At 64.8% G+C, this 20,864-nt stretch carries 12 protein-coding genes; 6 read left to right on the forward strand and 6 right to left on the reverse strand.

Annotated elements, in window-relative coordinates; genetic code table 11:
• Positions 1-81 precede the first annotated feature (81 nt).
• The gene (locus M0639_RS06605) at positions 82-1,260 is read left to right on the forward strand and encodes a DUF6745 domain-containing protein (RefSeq protein WP_054825808.1); all 1,179 of its coding nucleotides are present in this window, start codon (positions 82-84) and stop codon (positions 1,258-1,260) included.
• 45 nt (positions 1,261-1,305) lie between these two features.
• On the forward strand, positions 1,306-1,761 hold the full coding sequence (locus M0639_RS06610) for a hypothetical protein (protein ID WP_064074628.1): 456 nt from the start codon (positions 1,306-1,308) through the stop codon (positions 1,759-1,761).
• Between the two features lie 173 nt (positions 1,762-1,934).
• Here the strand turns inward: M0639_RS06610 and M0639_RS06615 are convergent, their stop codons facing one another.
• Complete coding sequence (locus M0639_RS06615) at positions 1,935-5,090, reverse strand: (Fe-S)-binding protein (RefSeq protein WP_063314856.1); 3,156 nt, start codon at positions 5,088-5,090, stop codon at positions 1,935-1,937.
• Between the two features lie 359 nt (positions 5,091-5,449).
• On the opposite strand from M0639_RS06615, the gene M0639_RS06620 reads away from it, so the two are divergent.
• A complete protein-coding gene (locus M0639_RS06620; RefSeq protein ID WP_003943407.1) occupies positions 5,450-6,100 on the forward strand; it encodes a DUF8020 domain-containing protein in 651 nt (216 codons plus the stop codon).
• 79 nt (positions 6,101-6,179) lie between these two features.
• Here the strand turns inward: M0639_RS06620 and M0639_RS06625 are convergent, their stop codons facing one another.
• From M0639_RS06625 to M0639_RS06645, 5 genes are all read right to left on the reverse strand, one after another.
• Positions 6,180-7,490: a S1 family peptidase gene (locus M0639_RS06625; protein ID WP_054187117.1), complete on the reverse strand. Its 1,311-nt coding sequence runs from the start codon at positions 7,488-7,490 to the stop codon at positions 6,180-6,182.
• A 225-nt stretch (positions 7,491-7,715) separates the two neighbouring features.
• Entirely contained in the window at positions 7,716-9,056 is a 1,341-nt protein-coding gene (locus tag M0639_RS06630) for a S1 family peptidase (protein WP_054187118.1), read from the reverse strand.
• A gap of 224 nt (positions 9,057-9,280) precedes the next feature.
• Positions 9,281-10,423, reverse strand: a complete 1,143-nt coding sequence (locus M0639_RS06635) for a hypothetical protein (RefSeq protein ID WP_231915010.1) — start codon at positions 10,421-10,423, stop codon at positions 9,281-9,283.
• A 111-nt stretch (positions 10,424-10,534) separates the two neighbouring features.
• On the reverse strand, positions 10,535-12,970 hold the full coding sequence (locus M0639_RS06640; protein ID WP_064074629.1) for a LuxR C-terminal-related transcriptional regulator: 2,436 nt from the start codon (positions 12,968-12,970) through the stop codon (positions 10,535-10,537).
• Positions 12,971-12,984: 14 nt separating this feature from the next.
• A complete protein-coding gene (locus M0639_RS06645; RefSeq protein ID WP_064074630.1) occupies positions 12,985-14,706 on the reverse strand; it encodes an Hsp70 family protein in 1,722 nt (573 codons plus the stop codon).
• A 336-nt stretch (positions 14,707-15,042) separates the two neighbouring features.
• Here M0639_RS06645 and M0639_RS06650 point away from each other — a divergent pair, with 336 nt between their 5' ends.
• The 3 genes from M0639_RS06650 (at position 15,043) to M0639_RS06660 (ending at position 20,813) form a co-directional block, all read left to right on the forward strand.
• Positions 15,043-17,340: an IniB N-terminal domain-containing protein gene (locus tag M0639_RS06650; protein ID WP_064074631.1), complete on the forward strand. Its 2,298-nt coding sequence runs from the start codon at positions 15,043-15,045 to the stop codon at positions 17,338-17,340.
• Between the two features lie 123 nt (positions 17,341-17,463).
• Positions 17,464-19,332, forward strand: a complete 1,869-nt coding sequence (locus tag M0639_RS06655) for a dynamin family protein (protein ID WP_007726689.1) — start codon at positions 17,464-17,466, stop codon at positions 19,330-19,332.
• A complete protein-coding gene (locus tag M0639_RS06660; RefSeq protein ID WP_064074632.1) occupies positions 19,329-20,813 on the forward strand; it encodes a dynamin family protein in 1,485 nt (494 codons plus the stop codon). The genes M0639_RS06655 and M0639_RS06660 overlap by 4 nt, the downstream gene beginning before the upstream one ends.
• The last annotated feature ends 51 nt before the right edge of the window (positions 20,814-20,864 follow it).

Below are 20,864 nucleotides of genomic sequence, written 5' to 3' on the forward strand. Positions count from 1 at the left end.
AGGAAACCCTTGCGTCCGGAGCGTTCGCGTGCCAGGCTGTTCAACTATGACTACAGGAAAGGCGGACACCGCCACCGTCGCGTGAGCGCCGCACCGATTCGCTCGTCGGCATCACATCGAGCGACATTGCCCGAGAACTTCAATCTCTTCGATGAAGACAGTCTGGCCCTGGAAAAGATCCGCGACGTGTGGCTCGAACGCGGATTGTGTACTCGTCCTGCTGATCGAAACACCGCAGAAGCCTCTGTCGCGCAACTGTATCGGCGCTCCGGGCTCCCGAAACCGGAGTTCGTCTGGGTCCCGTCGCCGTCTGCTGGTTCGGACCTGATCGTCACCGAAGGACTGTCGACCAAGATGTCATTGGACGGCACCGGCCTCGACTGCGCTTCCGGGTATATCGCGAGCATGTTTGCGGCATCGCGCCGACGCATGGACGCGCGAATCGAATGTCGGAGAACTGGCTGGCAGATGGAACGCCGGCAGGGGGAGCGCTTGATCAGGGCGTCCATTTGGGAATCGTTGCACACCACGCTGTTCGACGGCGTCGCAGCTGCGATACGAACGATGTTGACCCCGGTGGCCGGGGAAGTGACCTGGTACGGGCAGCAGGACGCACATCGAATCGCGTACTACGACACATGTCATCGATTCGGTCTTGCGACTTTCCGCTCGGAAGACCGTGAACTCCTCGACGTGCAGACCGCACTGGCCGACTCGACCGGGTGGTGGTGGGCGTTCGACGACGTGTGCATCATGGCGGAACGACCCACCGCCTTACATGCCGAACCGATTCCGGGCAGCGCGCAGGGAGCACGGCGCTTGCATCATTCTGATTCCCCCGCAATCGAATTCGTAGACGGTACAACGGCGTTCGTTCTACACGGAGCGATCGTTCCAGAGTGGGTAGTGCTCGACCCCACCGCCGAACGCATCGCGCACGAGCGCAACGTCGAGATCCGTCGATGTGCAATCGAGCGGATCGGCTGGGATTCCTACATCGAGCTGGCGGGCCTGACACTGGTCGACCAAACCGACGATCCCGGTAACGCCGGTTGCCTGCTGCAGCTCTACGCGTCGCCGGAGGGCTGGGGTCGAAGTGGACGGATTCTCCTCGCGGTCAACGGTTCTCTCGAACGCGACGGGCATCGGCGTCGATACGGCCTTCACGTACCCGGATGGTTTACCTCCGCGTTGGATGCCGCCGGATGGACTTACGGCATCACCGGTACCGACTATTCCCGTCTCGTTCGTCGAACCTGAATCCCGAACCCTCTACCCTCAATCCTCAAACCCTGGGTGATACTTATGAACTCGAACATGACCTTGTCCGCTCTCACCACCCTCACCGGCCTGGATGTCTTCGACTACCTGGACCAGGAAGTGTCCATTCCTGTGATCGACGGACTTCAGGCGCAAGGCGATCTCATCGTGGTCCCGTTTTCGCTGCTCGCAAATATCGTGGCGCCTCTGCCATGGACACGCTCTGTGAGAGTGCCGCTCTCCGGCGTGGAACTGCTGCGAAGTGCGGCGGGAGGGAACCCCCACAGTCTGGTTGCAGACGAAGGGGAGTGCACGTGGTCGACGCCGGTGAAAGATGCTCGGGGCCTTGCACTCGGCATGCTCGACACCCGAGTGACCGCGTACCTCATCCACCCGGAGCACGGCGCGACCGGCATCGCTCCGGGACGATACGTCATCGGCCGGCAGCAGGAAAGGGGCGTCGGGCGTGCGCGCGGTGCGGTGATGCTTGTCGCCGATTGACACGCCGGCCTCGAGTTGGCGGGGGAGTGAGCACCACTTGCACAGGGCGAGCACCGGTTTCCGTGTGCTGGACGGTGTGTTGGGTCGAGGGAAAGGGTGTTCGGTCGGCAAAGGCTCCCGCACAAACACGAATGCCCTCACCGTGACGGTGAGGGCATTCGCGTGTGGTGCGCTTACTTCTTGCGGCCAGGAGCCTTCGCGCCGGCCTTGAATCCGAGTCCGCCTGCCTTGGGGGCGGGCGGCGCGGCAGCAGGCGCCGGAGCTTCCGCGGGTGCGGACGCCTCAGCAGGCGCTTCAGCGGGTTCTGCCTTCACAGGTTCGGCCTCGGGAGCCGGGGCCTCAGCAGCCGGCGCCGGGGCCGCAGCGGGAGCTGCCTTCCGAGCGCCGGGAGCCTTTGCGCCCGACTTGAATCCGAGTCCGCCGGCCTTGGCGGCAGGCGGAGCCTTCGGGGCTTCCGCCTCGGCGGCCGGAGCCTCTGCCGGTGCGGCCGGAGCCTCTGCCGGAGCAGCAGCAGGTGCTTCAGAAGCAGGAGCAGCCTTTGCTCCAGGAGCCTTGGCCCCGCCCTTCATCTGCAGTCCCTTGCCGCCGGGTGCCTTGGCGCCGGACGCCAGGCCCAGACCCTTCGGCTTGGCGACGGGTGCAGCAGCTTCGGGTGCAGCAGCCTCAGCAGCCGGAGCTTCCGCTGCCGGCGCGGCAGCGGCCTTTGCTCCGGGTGCCTTGGCGGCGCCCTTCATCTGCAGTCCCTTGCCGCCGGGAGCCTTGGCCCCGCCTGCCAAGCCGAGACCCTTGGGCTTTGCGACAGGTGCTGCCGGTGCAGCAGCTTCGTCAGCGGGAGCTTCCGCGCTTGCGGCGGGAGCCGCTTTCTTGGCGCCGGGAGCCTTTGCCCCGCCGGCCATTCCGAGCCCCTTGCCGGGTGCCTTGGCACCGGGAGCTTTTGCACCTGGTGCTTTGGCGAGGCCCTTCATGGCCAGACCCTTGCCTGCCGGTGCAGCCTTGGCTTCCGGAGTCGCGGCGGCTTCCTCGACTTCGGCGACCCGATCCTGCTCGACGGTCTCAGCCTTTGCCTCAGCAGCGACCGGTGCCTTCTCGCGCGGGATCACCTTGATGTTCTCGCCGAGCTGGGCGGGATCGAGGCGGGTGACGGAGTTCAGCATCAGCTGCGCGACGTCGACGACCTCGACGCCTTCGCCCTGGCCTTGCTCCTGGCGGGCAGTGACGCCGTCGGTGAGCATGACGCGGCAGAACGGGCAACCCGTGGCGATCTTCTTGGGGTTGGTGGAGAGCGCTTCGTCGACGCGGTCGACGTTGATGCGCTTGCCGATGTTCTCTTCCATCCACATGCGAGCACCACCGGCACCACAGCACATGGAACGTTCGCCGTGACGCGGCATTTCGACGAGCTTGGAGCCTGAGGCTTCCATGAGTTCACGGGGAGCGTCGTAAACCTTGTTGTGGCGTCCGAGGAAGCACGGGTCGTGGTAGGTGACGTCTTCGCTCACGGACGCAACCGGGATCAGCTTCTTCTGGCGCACCAGACGGTTGAGCAGCTGAGTGTGGTGCACGACCTCGTAGTCGCCGCCCACCTCCGGGTACTCGTTGCCGAGGGCGTTGAAGCAGTGCGCACAGGTGACGACGATCTTGCGCTTCTTCTGCTCGATACCGTCGAAGACCGAATTGAGCATCTCGATGTTCTGCATCGCGAGCTGCTGGAACAAGAACTCGTTGCCGGCGCGACGTGCGGAGTCGCCGGTGCAGGTTTCGTCGGCGCCGAGGACCATGAACTTCACTCCCGCGGTGGCGAGGAGTTCGGCGACGGCCTTGGTGGTCTTCTTGGCACGGTCTTCGTAGGCGCCGGCGCAGCCGACCCAGAAGAGGTACTCGTAGTCCTCGAAGCTGTCGGCGTCCTTGCCGAAGACGGGGATCTCGAAGTCCATCTCGTTGATCCAGTTGAGGCGATCCTTGGAGTTCTGACCCCAGGGGTTGCCCTTGTTCTCGAGGTTCTTGAACAGGCCGGCGAGCTCGGAGGGGAACTCCGATTCGATCAGGACCTGGTAGCGACGCATGTCGATGATGTGGTCGACGTGTTCGATGTCGACGGGGCACTGTTCGACGCAGGCACCGCAGTTGGTGCAGCTCCACAAGGTTTCGGCGTCGATGACCGGGGCCATCTCACCTTCGACGGTTTCACCGACGAGCTTGCGGTCGGCCTCGAGACGTGCGGCCTCGGGGATGGCTGCGAGTGCGGCTTCCTTGACATTGCCTTCGCTGTCGACGAGACCGATCTCGTCGCCGCCCATGTCCTTGCGTCCACCAGCGAGCAGGTACGGGGCCTTGGCGTAGCCGTGGTCACGCAGCGACATGATGAGCAGCTTGGGCGAGAGCGGCTTTCCGGTGTTCCAAGCAGGGCACTGGGACTGGCAACGCCCGCACTCGGTGCAGGTGGTGAAGTCCAGCCAGCCCTTCCAGGAGAAGTCTTCGATGTTTCCGGCGCCGAGAGTGTCGGTGTCGGGGTCGACGTTCTCCATCGTCAGGACTTTGCCCTTGGACATCATGGGCTTTGCCGCGCCGAGCGCGACGGTGCCGTCGTCTTCACGCTTGAAGTAGATGTTGAAGAACGCCGAGAAGCGGTGCCACGCGACGCCCCAGGTGATGTTGCGGCCCACGATCGCGAGCCAGATCATGCCGGTCATCAGCTTCACGAATGCGAACACCGAGATCATGACGGGGCTGGCGGGAAGCAGTTTCGCGACCTGCATGGTGAAGAAGTCGGTCCACGGGTTGGCGTGACCGTAGGTCGCGATCTTGCCTGCCTTGACCATGATCATGCCCAGGCCCTCGAGCAGGACGATGCCTTCGATGACGTAGGCAGCCTTGAAGTTGGAGCCGCCGAAACGGGACAGGCGCGCGGGCAGACGCGGGTGGTTGAGCTGACGGATCACGATCAGCGTGGTGATACCGATGACGGTGCCCAGGCCGAGGATCTCGTCCCACAGGTGCCACGCCCACGTGTTACCGAAGATGGGCCAGTGGAACTCGGGGTTGAACGTCTGGCCGTAGGCCTCGAACCACAGCAGGAACCCACCGAGGAAGCCGACCATGACGAGCCAGTGGGCCCAGCCGACGCTGCGGAACTTGTTCATGCGCGTGTGCGCGATGAACTCGATGATCATCTGCTTGAAGCGAGGGAAGAACGGGCGCCATCGATCGGGTGCCGACTGGCCGATGCGCACGGTGTTGAACATCCTCAGCGCGCCTGAGAGGAAGATGTACCAACACACCAAGCTCAGCAGAGCACCAATCGTGCCCAACGTAATCGTCAGGGCATTCATGTCGCGGCCTTTCGTTTCAGGGCGACGCGTCGGCCACCTCGGGACAGCCCACTGATACTAACCTGCGTTATGTTACCCGCCAGTAACTAGCATTACCAGCCTGTAGGTACCGGCTGGTAACCGCTCGTGGCCTGGAGAGATCAATCTTCTGCGTCGGACGGGCTGGGCCAGACGCAGACATGTCTGGTCGTCACGTTAGGCGGTGCCCGTCAGGTGTCCATCTGTCAGGCAGCCCTAACTCGGGTTCCGAGCAGGTGAGAACAACCGACCGGCTGTTATCGTTACGCCCGTCACGCACAGGGGAAACGGGTGGTGTGAGTCATCGACTGACGCCCGCCCGATCCCGGGGAGGATCAAAAATGTTCATTCGAAAAGCTGCGGCCGTCGCAGCGATGACCATTGCCGCTACGGGCATCGCTGCAGGTACTTCTTACGCAGCTCCGGAGACGTCACCCGACGTTTCGTACACCGCCGAGGTCGTCGACCAGGCCGTTGTCACCACCATCGACGCCGGAGCATTCCGGGTCTCGGGCGACGGAACTCACGTCGACTTGCAGAACAGCCAGGGCGCAACTCTCGTGAGTCTTCCGCTCGCGTTCAACCTCGGCGACGTTCAGTTCCCGTTCGACGAGACCGTCAGTGAGGACGGCAAGACCCTCACCCTCAAGCCGAACCTGGACCCGGCCAGCTCCAAGCCGAAGCCGGTCGCTGCCGAGTTCACCCCGGTTGCTTCGCCTGACGAGGATCAGAAGGCAATCGAGAAGTTCCAGTCACAGCTCGGGCTTGCCACGCAGATCGGTAGCCTCACCGGCACGATCGTCGGGGCGGTCATCGGTTGCATCGTGGGTCTGCCCGGCCTGGTCGTCGGCTGCCTGCCCGGCATGGTCACAGGGGCCGGTATCGGTGGAGTCGCCGGTACCATCCTCGCCGGTGGCGGAACCGCCGTCGTCGCGGGCTTGGACCTGATCAAGGTTCTGAACGCTCCGGCTGGAACAACTCTCTTCCAGTAGAACGTCACGAACGCCGAAACGGGCGCCACACCTTCAGAAGGTGTGGCGCCCGTTTTGCTGTCTCGAGGAATGCGTGTGATCAGTAGTCGCGAACCTTCAGGCCTGGGTTGGCGGCGAGGATGTCGTTGATCGGCGTCGCGTACTGGGTCGGGGCTTCTTGCCCGAACAGTGTCTCTGCCTGAGCGATCTCGCACAGGGGAGAGGTGGCGACGTTGGACGCACTCGTGATGCCCACTGCCAACGTTCCGGAGACGATCGGGCCACCGCTGTCACCCTGCAGGACGCAGATGTTGGTGGTGAAGCCGTTGTCGAGGGTGTGATCCAAAACCTTTGCGACGCGGTTGACGCCGGTGACGACGCCGCAGCTGAAGCCTGTGGTCGATCCTGCCTTGCAGACCGGGGCGCCCACGACAGGATCGGCGGTACCGGTGATGTTGACCGAGCGGTTGAACGGGACCCGCACGCTGTTGTTCTCGAAGCGGTACTTCGCGTTGTCGTCGATGTTGATGATCGAGTAGTCGCGCCCGTCGAAGCTGCTCTTGGCGAAGTACCCGACGCGGGGCCCGGTCTGGTTGTTCACCATCGGGAAGACCTGGCTGGAGTTCGAGGTGCCGGCAGCGGCACGGTTGGGATCGCAGTGACCGGCGCTGATGTTGACTGTGCGTCCTGAACCGTCGGTGCCGTTGAAGCCGAATGAACAACGCAGTCCTGTGTTACCGGAGGTTGCGCCGAAGGCGTCTCCGCCCAGTGCAGCGTCGCCGGTTGCGGATCCGGTTGCGGGGATGAGGTCCGCGACGATCGGGGGAACCAGTAGCGGAGCAGCGGTATGGACGACGGTCCGCTTCAGGAATTCAGGCAATTCGATGCCGGCGGCAGGATCGGCCGTGAGGGCGACTCCGTTGCCGACGACGTCGACGGCGATGCCACGCACGAGGTCTGCGACCTCGGCAGGCTGCGAATCGAGCCAGGTGTTGAGTGCCGAGAGTTGACCTTGCAGAGCCTGCTCGCTCTGCGCGACGTCCTTGACCTCGAAACCGGCCTTCTCGGCGGCCTCGCGGGCAGCATCCTTGTCGCGACCGTCGGCGAGAGCGACGATGCCCTTGCCGAGGTCGTCGAGCCACACTCCGGCAAAAGAGTCGGGAAACTGGACGCGCGCGATGGCGGCGAACTCCGCGAGCTTCTGCGCGAGTTCGGAACGCGAGACGAACTGGTCGGGCGTCAGCGCCAAGTCGTGCTGTAGGGCTTCGGCGAGTTCGACGGGCAGATGGGCTGCCTGATCGGATACCCCGGATTCGTTCGGTTCTGCGTTCGCGACCGCGGTGATCGGTCCGAGGAGCAGCAGCGCGGCCGAACCGAACACTGCGGCGCGACGTGCGATGGAGCTTCGCATGTGGGCCTTTCCACTTCGTTGACCGCGTACCACCCCCCTGGGAGCACACGGATACGGCTCACGGACTTGTGGTGAGCCGATCACAGTCGACCATGACTATATGGGTTCGAACGCGCTATTCCCACCCGTTACATGAGCAGACAGCGCTGACCCCGACCGACAACAGCACTGTGCCCGCCGATCGCGAAACGGATCGGCGGGCACAGTGCGTGAATCAGTGGTTGGTCAACCTGCAGTGCGGACGCGGATTCCGGCACCGACACCGCCACCGGAAGCGCGATCTGCCGCGTCGAGGATGTCTCCGACCGGAATACCCAGATTCGAGGTTCCACCGGAGGTCGCCAGTACCAGGTTCGCTTCGTTGCAACTGGGTGCTCCGCTGCTGTTGGAGCCGCTGGTGATGCCCAGAGCCAAGGTTCCGGAGACGATGGCGCCGCCGCTGTCCCCGGCGAGGGTGCACGCGGTACCGGCGAATCCGCGAACGGTTCGTGAATCACCGTCCGCCATGACCAGTTGAGTTTCGACGCGATCGGCTGCCACGACACCACAGGTGAAGGACGACGTCTGGCCGGACTTGCAGATGGGAGCGCCGATCACGGGACGTGCTGTTCCCGTGATCGCGAGGGTGGTCCCGTTGGCACCGCGGACGGCAGCACGGTCGAGGCCCGCGTCGATGCCGGACTGGTCGAACTTGATGACCGAGTAATCGAGATCGCCGGCGTTGTTGCCGACGGAAGACTGTGAGAATGCTCCGATCAACTGACTGTCGTCGACGTTCGCGTGATTCGGCAGGTAGACGGGCGACTTCGAACCCTCGGCCGGATTGCAGTGTCCGGCACTGATATTGAGAGCATTGTTCTGATCGTCGACGGCGTTGAACCCGAACGAGCAGACCGAGATGTTCTCGGTCGGTGTCTCGCGAATGGGGCCTGTCGACGTGATGTAGGTGTCGCCGCCGAGTGCTCCGGGATCAACCGATCCGCCACCGTCCGGGCTGAGAACGATCTTGGTGTTCTCGAGCAGGGTCGGAAGATTGAGCGCCTGCCCGACGGGGCTGTTCGCGACGTCGATGACGACCTGGTTGTTCAGGACGTCGATAGTCGCCGAATTGACTGCGCGTGAGATTTCCTTGGGCAGCCCGGCAATCCATCCGTTGACGTCGGCCAGCGTCTTCTCGAGGGTGTCGGCGGAGACGGGGGCGACGTGCGTGCGGTAACCGTCGTCGGCCGCGATGCGTGCAGCTTCGGTGGTGGTGACGGCTACGACGGGTTGACCGTCGAGTCCCATCCACGAGCCGGCGTAGTCGCCAGGGCGCTCGGACTTGAATTCCTGGGCGTATGCACCGAGTTCCTGAGCTTTGGCAGCGCGGTCCAGATACTCCTGTGGGGAGATCTTCAGATCGCGTGTGATCGCCTCGATCAGCTCAGCCGGAAGCTGATCTGCCCCGAGCTGTTCGACATGCGTGTCGGAGGCGGGCTCTGCCGATGCCGTCGTGGTGAATGGAGCTGCGAGCAGTAGTGCCGAGGCGCCGACCACAGCGGTGCGGATCGCCAACGAGTTACGCATGAAATCCCTTCAAGTCCCCGGCACCGAGCCGGTAGGTACCGCACCCACCATAGGGGAAAAGTTTCGACGAGGAATATGTGCCTGTTGTCGGCAAGTCGAATTATTCTGTCTAACTTGGCATTCCGGGTCTCGGGGCAAATGGCATGACGGGCATGTCGGGATTCGGAACCACCGGATCGGTTGTGTCGGTCGGGTTGGACGGCTGCGTCGGCGTTGTCTGTGTATCAGTGGGGGCGGTCACGGCGGGAGTGTCCGGGGTATCCGGATCGACCGGATCCAGCGGTCCGACGACCGGCGGCAGGTTCTCGATCCGAAGGGGATCGATCTGGATGGTGATCGGCGATCCCTGTTGCGCGGGGACGTTCGCCGTAGTGGATTTCTCTGTACCGGTGCCCGGACTCACCGGAATGGGCTGGGATTCGGATGAGGTCGATTCCGCTTCGGATGCCCACGACTGCGCCGTCGGCTGCGCGCCGAGAGCGGGTACTTCCGGTGGGGGTGAGGTCGCTGATTGCGTGCCTGTCCCGGATGAACTCGTCGGGGTGGCAGCTGTGTCCGTCCCGGGGGACAGGGAAGATTGTGCGTCGAGAATCCTGGGTGCTGAAATGGTCGGAGTGTGTCATGTGTCCGATGATGACCGCTGCCGCGCAACCCGACACCGTCAGAAAGACTGCGGCGGCTGCTGCGGCGATGATCGGTCGGCGCTCCGACCGCCACTGGCGATTCAGCCAACCGTCGATGCTCGGTTCTTTCGTGACCGGTGCCTCCACGCCGGATTCCGGCTCCGGTTCGATCAGAACGAACGGCGGAAACTCTTCGGGGGTGTCCTCTGGCTCGGCAAAATCGGTTGGCTGGGGTTCGGGACAGGTAGAGGTGATCGAGAAGGGTGCGGCCAACGCTGCGGCTCCGCGAGCAGCACGGTCGTCGGCGTCAGGATCCGCGAGCCAAGCCGCAGAGGCTTCATCTTCTGAAATCAGTTCGACGCCGTCGAGATTCATGCTGTCGAGTGCGCCGCGCAGTACGTCGACGGAATCGCTCGACCAACCTGCGGGGATCACCGCAGAGATGTTCAGGTTCTGATCGGTGAGTGTTCGGACTTCCTTGACCAGGCAATACATTGCTGTCGCTACCAGTTCCTCCCCTCGCGTCATGTGCTCGGAGAAGTTGTCGGTATCGTCGGTGCCGACCCTGTCGAGGAACCCGCGCAACCCGGTGGACCCCGCCGCGGTTCCGCCTAGCTGCACGGTGCCGTCGGGGGCGTGGTGCAGAACCGATTCGCGTTCGAGGGTCACCAGCTCCGAGTCAGGTCTCGCGATCGCAGCAATGCTTCGTTTGTTGCCGACGGCGAGTCCGACTCCCCACTTCATAGCGATCCCCGTTTCACAGTTACCGAACTTTGCTCGGCAGGCATGTCCTGATTCCTGTGAAAACTATCACTTAAACGGATATACGCAACCCCCTGGACAATATGCAGCTAACTACTTGTTCGGCGGTGTCATGCTGCGAAGGATGGTGAGCAGTTCCGAACGAGACTGCGCCCCGACGCGCCGCTTGATGCGTGCGACATGGTGCTCGACGGTTTTAGCGGAGATGTAGAGGCGTTCGCCGATTTCCCGATACGTCAGTCCGACGACGACGAGTTCGGCAACTTCTTGTTCGCGCTCGGTCAACACCGACGGTGGCGCCGCACTTGTGGCGGTATCGGTTGCACTTGTCTCGGCCGTCGACGTTGTGCGTAGCGAGCGCGCAACGTGGAGCAGTGCCGTGGCCGATTTGGTGTCCGGGGTGCGCAGCGCTGCTTCGCCGGCGAGGCGAGCGGCGTCCCACGGGAGTCCGATCCGACTGAGCGTTCGTGCGGCGGCTTCGACACCGTCTGCGTCGACGTTGCCTTGCATCAGTAGGAGCCACTGGCGTCCGGCGATCGCCAAACCGGCTGCGTAAGTGTGAGTTTTGGCTGATTCGGCGAGTGTATGGGCGTGTGGGAGGAGATCGGCCGGCGACTGCGAGAGGATCGACGCCTGGACGCCGTACCAATGCAGCGGCGACGACCACAGCGGCGGCTCGCCGAGCGCGCGGAGGAGTGAGCGCGCGTCGTCGACGAGATGCTCGACCTGCTCGGTCTCCTCGAGCCGTACTGCCGCAAGCCACAGTTCGCCGATGGGAAGCAGATTGAACAGATCAACGCTGCAGGACGAGAGGGTGCCTGCCGCGCCCGACCAAGCTCGACGCAGCTGGGCGAGATCGCCGGAACGCCGAGCGAGACCCACGATCAGAGCATGCAGAAACAGTGCGTCACGCTCACGGAGGGGGCCGCGGACTACCTCCTGCGGTAGGTCTTCGAGAATCGTGTCCTGCCCGCGGACCATCGCGATCCAGGCGCCGAGAAGGTGAAGTCGCGCCCCCGTGTGGCTGCTTGCGTCGTCGGCGGCGATCGCGGACGTGACGACAGCGGCGGCCCGTTCATGGGCGCCGTTGTGCAGGAGTGCGAGAGCTACCAGCGCCGGGGCGGAATCAGGCTGGAATTCAGATGTGTCGGCTCCGCCGGGGAGCGAGAGTGCGCGCGACATCGTGTTGAGCGCACTCGGTGCGCTCCCGGTGACCGATTGCATCAGTCCGTTGGCCAGTGTGGTAGCGCCGACCGTCGAGCTCGACGGTGATCCGGTGTGTCCGGTGAGCGCCGCGTTCGCGTCATCGACCTTGCCGATGCCGAGGAAAGTGATTGCGGCGAAGGGGGATTCGTTTCCGGTGCGCCCTGGCCCCAGCCAGGTGTAGAGATCTGCAGCGGCGCCGAGTTGGCCGCATGCTGCGGACGAAGCTGCGCGGATTCGCACCGCCGCAGCCAATCTCGCGTCGTCGAGATCGGGTGCGGCGATGACGGAATCGGCCAGACGGCAGGCAGTGTCGAGGTCACCACTGCGAGCCGAGACCTGGGCGTACAGCAGCGTGTCGGCCACGCCGAGAGGCTCGATCGAATTCACGCGGCGAAAGAGATCTGCCGCGACCGCCGGCGTGCTCGCCTCGACGGCGTCTCGTAGTACACCCGTGAGATCGCGGTGGCGGATTCCGGAGTCGAAAAGTCTTCGTGCTGTGTCGATATCGAGGGTTCTCGTGTGTGCGCGTGATGCGACGATTCTGATCAGCTCGCTGCGGATACGCCCGGTGCTCGTCGACTCGGCGAGCACGCTCGCGACGAGTGGTGATCGCGAACCGAACAGTCCGGTCGCCAGTGCCCGGTCGAATGCAGCTGTGAGGCTGAACTTCTCCTGTCCCAGATCGAGCTCGAAGGCGTCGATGTCCGGGACGGCGAGTGAAACTTCGAGGATCTCGCGCTCGATCGGATGCAGAGCGGTGACCTGGTGGAGGATGTGTGTGCGTATGGCGTTCGGCATTTCCAGGCGGCCTGCCGAGGCGGCGGCGAAGTACGCTTCGATCGCCCCGAAGGAACCACCGGACAGATGCTCGAGCGCCACCACGGCGCGGTCGTCGAGCGGGACTCTTCGCTCGGCCGCGATCTTCCGAATATCGTTTCGGTTCAACGGGTTCAGATGCAACACGGTGCCGAAACTCGAGATGTTCGAGTAGATCGGTGCGAGTGGTGGATCGATCCGATCGGAGGCTACGACAACTCCGAGGTCGTCACGTTGGACAAGCTCTTTCAGGGCACGGATTTCATCGGAGGTCAGAGCTTGCGCGTCCGCGATCACCACAATCGCGTCGGCGGGGACGTCATGCGTGACTGCGGTGACCACGGGCTTGTCACCCGATTCGATTCGCTTCCGTACAACCCTCGTCACTTGGGGCCGAGCGCTGGCATCGGTCCCGGTGACGAATAGGCGCAGTGGCGATGCAGTCAGGTCGACGTCGCGCAAAAGTCCTGCGATGAACGACGATTCGGTGCCGTTGTCACGGTTCATCGAAAGACCGCCGGTCAGCGGATCGGTGCGGTGACGCCGCCGACGACACCACCGACCACGTTTCCGACACCACCGACGACGTTACCGAGACCTCCGACCACGCCGCCGACTCCGTTGCCGACACCGTCGACCAGACCGCCGACTCCGTTTCCGATGCCGGTCGCAGCGTCACCGACACCGGTCCCGACGCCGGCTCCAGGCGCGGGTGCTGGTGCCGGGGCGGGAGCAGGTGCGGGCGCCGGGGCGCCGGGTGCGGCAGGTGCAGGCGCCGACGGAGCGGTCTCGCCCGGTGCGGGCGAGGATCCCGCCGGTGCGCCGGCAACCGGAACTGCCCCCGGCGCCGTCGTCGAGCCGCCTGCGGCAGCAGGAGAACCGGGCTGATTGCTTCGAGTGCCGTTGTTCGCAGTCGTGGATCCGGTGCCTGCCGCTTCCGCTGCCGTGGTGCTGCCGGGAGTAGAGCCCGCGGTGGTCGAAGCGGTCGAGGAGGTGGACTCGCTGGTGGTGTTCGCCGAACTGGACGGAACGTTGATCTTGTCCATGGCAGTTCCGATTCCGAGCCCGCCTGCGGCGAGCACGATGAATGCTCCCACCACTGCAGCAACGACGCCGACCCTCGACGAGCGTCGAGTCGCCGTGTTCTCTTCTTCGGTCGGCTCGGCAAGCAACGGAGTGGAGAAGGCGGGAACTGGTGCGGGCTTGCGAGACGGCTCGGCGGGAATCACTGCAGTGGCGGCGGCCGGTACTTGCGAGTCTCTGGCGTCGAGTGCGAGGGCCGCGGCGCCGGACGCCGCGCACGACGCTGGATCGGCGTCGGCGATCACCGGGACACGAAGCTCCGCGGACAGTAGTTCGGCGACAAGGGGAATGGACGAGCTTCCGCCGGCCAGGACAACCTGATTGACGTCACTGGACTCGACGCCGGCAGATCGCAGGCTTTCGCGAACCAATGCCACCGATTCGGTGAGGGCGGGCCGGATCAGATCTTCGAGTTCGGAACGAACGAGTCGAACGTCGCTGACGGCACCGGGAAGCGCCACGCGGGCAACGGTTTCCGTCTCGGTGGAAAGTTCCTCCTTGGCTGCGCGGGCATGCTCGCGCAGAGTTTCCAGCGCTGCAATCGTCTCGGGTGCAAAGGGATCAAGGGTTGCGAACTGGTCGGAAACCGCATCGAGCAGGTGAACGGTGACGAGGTGATCGAATTCGTCGCCGCCGATGTCCTCGCTGCGCAGCGGCTTACCGAAGATCTCGCTTCGTCCGTCGGTCGTGGACATCATCGTGACGTCGAGCGAGCGAGCACCGAGGTCGTAGACGACGGTCAGACCGTCGCTGACGACAGTTCCGGAAGCGGCGAGCCACGCCATGACGGCTGCGGGTTCGGCGACGAGAGTCGCCCCGTGAATTCCGACGTCGTCCAGAGCGGACTCCATGGTGCGTGCCGTGTGGCGGTTCCACCCCACCGGGTGAGCCAGGACGACAGTTGGCCCTTCGTTACCGCCTGCCTGGTCTACCAGTGCGCCGACCGCTGTCGCCGCGAGAGCCTCGCCGCGGTACTCGGTACCGTCGGCGGCAAGTATCGGAATCGGGTCTCCGACGCGCTCGACAAATCCGGTGATGACGGATCCGTCGTCCAATTGCAGCGCACTGGGTAAGCGGACCTGTTGCGTTTCACCGGTCGAGCCGTCGGTGACAGCTACGAGAGTGGCCGAACCGATGCTGATGCCGAGCCCTGCCGCCATGAACGAACTCCCCTGGTCGTGGGCGACAGAAGGACTGTCGCGGTTGTCTGCGATGTCGGTTTCAGGACCTAGATCGTTACCGGATCGGAGGCGTCGCGACGAAGTAGGGGACCGATCCCCTAATCGGGGCAAATCCCCTATTCCGACCGGGCGTAGCCCAATGGGGGGGCTTCCCCACCTGTCCCTGGAGAAGAGGGGGGTGCTCCCCGTTGGCCCCACTCGCAAAAGTTCTTAGCGTTGATTCCACTCGCTACCTCTGGCAGCGCACCAGTTTCCGGACCACCGGCAACTACCCACCGGCAACAACCCGGTCAACGAACTTCAGGAGAACCCGCCATGGCAACGAACGCCGTACTCGAATTCATCCTCGGGCTACTTCGTGACGACGAGGCAGCTGCCAACTACTGCGCCAACCCGACCGCGGCACTCGATGCTGCCGGTCTGTGCGACGTCAGCCCCGCCGACATCGTCGCGGTCGCTCCGCTGGTCGCCGAGTCCGGACTCTTTGCCGGTGGTGGCGCCGACCTGTCCGCGATCGTCAACGCCGGTGCGTCCGCTGCCGGTGCAATCGGCGGCGGTCTCGGACTCGGCGGTGGTCTCGGTGGTGGACTCACCGGTGGTCTCGGTGGTGGCCTCGGCGGCAGCCTGGGTCTCGGCGCCGGTGCAGGAATCGGAGTCGGAGGCGCCCTCGGCGGCCAGTTCGACCTGGTCGGCGACTTCGCAGCAGCCCTCAGCGCTGCGCTTGCCATCGGTGGCGAGATCAGTGCCGAACTCGGCGCAGCCTTCGGCGCTGTGATCGAAGCCGGTCTCGGTTTGGGCGGCGCACTCGATCTCGAAGGAGCTCTCGATCTGGGCGCACAGCTCAGCGCGGCTCTGGGCGGCGCCCTCGGTGTGACCGGCGGCCTGACTGCGGAGCTGGGAGCAGCCCTCGACGCCGCGATCGGCGCAGTCGGCGGACTCGACCTGACGGCAGGGCTCAGCGGAGCTCTCGCACCCGTATTCGCCATCGGTGGTGACCTCGGAGCCGATCTCGGCCTGGCTCTCGGTGGACTCCTCGGCGGCGCAGCAGACCTCAGCGGTCTCCTTGACATCGGCGGCGAACTGGGCACGAGCCTGACCGGCGCACTGGAATCCGCTCTTGCACTCGGCGGCGGCCTGGATCTTGCCGGCGCTCTGACAGGCGACCTCAGCACGGCATTGTCCGGCGCGCTCTCGGGCGTCCTGGGAGCCGGCGGCACGATCGGCGCCGATCTGGGTGCATCGCTCGGCGGCGTCCTCGGCGCGATCACGGATGTCAGCGTTCTCACCGATATCGCGGGCGGCCTCGATCTCGGTGCTGCCCTGAGTGGCGCCCTCGGCGGAGCACTCGGCGTCGGCGGCGGTCTGGAAACTGCATTGGGCGGCGCACTCGACGCAGCACTGGGTCTCGGCGGCGGACTCGACCTCGACGCCGTACTCGGCGGCGGAGCAGACCTCGGCGCGCAGCTCAGCGCGGCACTCTCCGGCGCCCTCGGTGCCGGCGGAACGGTCGGAGCCGACCTGGGTGGCGCACTCGGTGGACTGCTCGGGGGAGCACTCGACCTCGAAGGCGGTCTCGGCGCAGACCTCGCGGCAGCTCTGGCCGGAGGCGCGAATCTGTCGACGGCCCTCGAGGGTGTTCTCGGTTCGGCACTCGGCGTCGATGCCGGGCTCGCGGGCGGTCTCGGCGGCGCTCTCGACGCAGCGCTGGGCGCAGGCGGACTTACCGGAATCGACCTCGGTGGTGCACTCGGTCTGGGCGGTGAAGCAGGCTTGGCAGCCGGTGTCGCTGCGGCTCTCGACACCGCCCTCGCAGGTGCAGGCGGCTTGGGTGCTGTCGGTTCCGTGGGCACGGACCTGACCGGCGCGCTGGACGGTGCGCTGGGCGCGGGCCTCGGGCTGGGGGGCTCTCTCGACAGCGTTCTCGGTGCCGAAGGTGCACTCGGTGGAGCGCTGGACACGGCACTGAACCTCGGCGGAATCGACACCGGTTCGATCGGTGCCGACTTGCCCTCCGTCGACCTCGGCGCTGTGAACCTCGGCCCGATCTCCGCTGAACTGCCTTCCGTCGACCTCGGAAGCATCGCGGCAGAAGGCCTGAACCTCGGCGGTGTGACCGGCGACCTCGGAGCAACTGTGGGCGGCGCGCTGGACGCAACAGCAGGTCTCGACGCAACAGCAGGTCTCGACGCGGCCACGAACGCTGCGGCTGGTTTGGGTGGGTCGCTCGGCGGCGCACTGAACGGCGTCACCGATCTCGGTGGATCGCTCGGCGGGGCTGTCGGAGCAGTCACCGACGTGACGGGTTCGATCGGTGCCGACGCAGCCGCAGCTGCCGGTGGCACAGTCGACGGCGGCGGTACCGTTGGCGGCGGCGGAGTCGCTGACCTGGGCGGATCCCCCGGTGGAGCAGTGAGCGGAGTGTCGGACCTGACGAGTTCGTTGACCGGTGCGCTGAACCCGTGGTCGTCGATCGATGCGACCGATGCTTTCGGTTCGGGTTCCACTTCGGGTCTGAGCGCCGATACCGAACACTCGCTCTTCGCCGAGGATTCGGTTGCAGCGCCGGTCGATCACATCGACCCGGTTGCGGTTGTCGATCACCTGCATCCCTGATCTGCTGACGCAGGAACTGAAATCGGTCAAAATGACCTGATGTAACAAATCCGGCCCTGCGTGCGCTATGCGTTCGCAGGGCCGGATATTCGAGTCGGGAAGAATTGCGGGTCAACGTAGCTCATGAGTGATTCAGCGAGTCAGGTAAGCAGCCGGAAGGCGCGCGTCGCGTCGTCGACGGCGTCGTTGCTCGAACGAACAGCCGTCGTGGCGAAGGATTTCGGGCGCACGGATCTGGTGCGCCGACTCGAGAACGCTCAGGTGAGAGTCAACGACCCGCGTATTCGCATCGTGGTGGTCGGACCCCTCAAGCAGGGCAAGAGCCAGTTCGTCAATTCTCTGCTCGGCATCGACGTGTGCTCGGTCGGTGACGACGAGACCACGGCCGTGGCGACGGTAGTCCAGTACGCGGAGACCGCGGTCGCCGAACTGATTCTCGCCGATCCGGGTGCGGCGCCCATTCGGGTGCCCCTCCCGCTCGAGGAACTGATGGGGATCACCCCGGCCACGCCTCGCGCCGAAGGGCGTGAGGTTCTGCGTGTGGAAGTGGGTGTTCCCAGTCCGCTGTTGGCCGACGGTTTGGTTCTGATCGACACCCCTGGTGTCGGCGGTCATGGAAATCCTCATGCTGCAGGAACATTGGGATTGATCACTGCGGCCGATGCAGTGTTGGTTCTGTCGGACTCCAGCCAGGAGTTCACCGAACCGGAGCTGGGATTCATCCGCCAGGTCGTCAATCTGTGTCCTGCGGTAGCCGGGCTGATCAGCAAGACCGATCTGTACCCGCATTGGCGGCAGATCCTCGACGCCGATCGCGGACATCTCCAGCGTGCCGGGTTGGATCTGCCGCTCATTCCGATCTCCTCGGTACTGCGCTCGCACGCGCTGAGGCTGGGGGACAAGGAACTCGAAGCGGAATCCGGATTTTTGGACCTCTATCAGTTCTTGCGGGACAACGTCGTTGCGCGTGCCGAATCGAATACTCGACGCGCAGTTGCGATGGATGTGCGTTCTGCGGCAGCGCATCTGACGTTGGAGATGGGCAGTGAGCTTGCGGCGCTGAAGGATCCGTCGACCGCTCAGGCAGCGGTCGCGGGACTGCAGCGTGCCCGGGCAGCGGCCGAGGAACTGCACAAGAAGACCTCACTGTGGCAGCAGAGCCTCGGTGACGGCATCGCAGACCTCGCCGCCGACATCGATCACGACCTCCGGGACCGGTTGCGCCGGGTGACCCGCCAGGCCGAGGAGACGGTCGACGAAGGCGATCCCGGTAAGGACTGGGACGTCGTGGGGGAGTGGCTCGAACAGGAGATCGCCACCGCGATCGGTGACAACTTCGTGTGGGCGCATGATCGCGCACAGTGGCTGGCAGAAGTTGTGGCGCAGCACTTTGCGGAGACCGGTGACGTCGCGCTCCCGCATCTCGACGTCGCCGACACCGACGGTTTCCTGGAACCGGTCGGTGCATTGGCGGACCTCGAATCCGGCCGAATCGGCATCACTCAGAAAGTCCTGGTCGGCATGCGCGGCTCGTACGGCGGCGTGCTCATGTTCGGCTTGATCACCACGATGATGGGCATGGCTCTGGTTAACCCGATCTCCATCGGCGCCGGGGTTCTGCTGGGCACCAAGGCTTATCGTGAAGACAAGCAGGCTCAGGTGCTCAAGCGTCGCGCTGAGGCGAAAGCGGCTATCCGACGGTTTGCCGACGACGTCAGCTTCCAGGTGGGCAAGGAGTCGAAGGATCGCCTACGCCTGGTGCAGCGGCTGTTGCGTGATCACTTCACCGACATCGCCGAGCAGGCGTTGCGCTCGATCAACGAATCCCTCCGCGCCACTCAGGAAGCCGCGCAGTTGGAGTCGAGTGAACATGCCGCTCGGATCAAGCGTCTGGAGACCGACATGCGCGTCGTCGCGGAGCTCGACGCCGTTGCCGGAACGCTGATCGGCGAAACTCCCGCTCCTGCCTCGGCAAAGGTGACCAACGCATGAATGCCACGACCACCGTGACCGCAGTGGAGTCGGCACACGCCCTGATCGACCACGCCAGACGTGCCTACGCCGATCAGCCGCAGACGCGCGCCCAGTTGGAAGAATGTGCGGACAGGCTCGACGAGCCACTCCGGGTGGCGCTCGCCGGCTCCCTCAAAGCGGGTAAGTCGACGCTGCTCAATTCGCTTGTCGGACAGGATATAGCGCCTACCGACGCGACGGAATGCACACGCGTCGTCACCTGGTATCGGAACGGGACGACGCCGCAGGTGACCGCGACGGCCGAGAACGGTGCCGAGTTCAACGTGCCGGTGACGCGCCGCGACGGCAGGCTCACGTTCGATCTGGGCGAGTACACCGCAGACTCGGTGGACCGCATCGACGTCGACTGGCCGTCTTCGGCATTGGCTCGTACGACGATCATCGACACACCGGGCACCTCGTCGCTCTCGACCGAGGTCTCGGCCCGCACCTGGGACATGCTCGTTCCCGACGGTGAGGCACCGGGCGCGGATGCAGTGGTCTACCTCTTGCGGGCTCTCAACGCCAGTGACATGCAGTTCCTCGGGAAGATCGCGGATCACGTGGGCGGAGAATCCGGGCCACTCGGAGTGATCGGAGTGCTCTCGCGTGCCGATGAGGTCGGCGCAGGCAGGCTCGACGCGTTGTCTTCGGCGAAGGACGTCGCGGCGCGATTCGCCGAGGAGTTGGAGCGAACCGGCCTGTGCCAGTCGGTGGTTCCGGTGGCAGGTCTACTCGCGCTCGCTGCTCGGACGATGAGGCAGAGCGAGTTCGCGGCCTTCTCGGCGCTCGCGCAGGTTCCAGCCGAGGATCTGAGCCTTGCACTGCTCTCCGCGGATCGCTTTGCCAGGCAGGACAGTCCGCTGCCGGTCGATGCGGCGATGCGGGCGCAATTGGCCGATCGGTTCGGGCTCTTCGGAATTCGCCTCGCCGTGACGTCGATCAAGTTGGGGGCGACCGATTCACCGTCCCTGGCGGCCGAATTGTTGGAGCGCAGCGGCCTGAACGAACTGCGTCAGGTGATCGACGTTCAATTCGGGCAGCGGGCAGATCAGCTCAAATCGCACACGGCGCTGGTGACGCTGGGAAGAATCCTCGAAGCCGATCCGAGCGAGGAAGGCGATCAGATCGCGGCGGAGGCGCAACGGTTGCTTGCCGATGTTCACGGCTTTCACGAACTTCGCCTGCTCGGGCGTCTTCGTTCGGTACACACGGATCTGCCACCCGACGACCTGGCACAACTGCAAAGACTGATCGGCGGCTACGGAATCCGGGCAAGTGACCGGTTGGGCTGCGAACCGGAAGAATCGCCGGAGGTGCAGCGTGCGCGGGCCACGGCGGCTGTCCGCAGATGGCGCGAGTTGTCCAGACATCCGCTCTTCGACAGGTTCACCTCGCGCGCCTGCCTGGTCGCCGCCCGCAGCGCCGAGGGCGTCCTGGCTGAAATTGTGCCCGAATAGGGACCCGTTCACTATGCGAGCGCCGGACGAGGGTTCTATCTTGAGTTCGGG

This window comes from Rhodococcus qingshengii JCM 15477 (genome assembly GCF_023221595.1).
GTDB lineage: Bacteria > Actinomycetota > Actinomycetes > Mycobacteriales > Mycobacteriaceae > Rhodococcus_F > Rhodococcus_F qingshengii.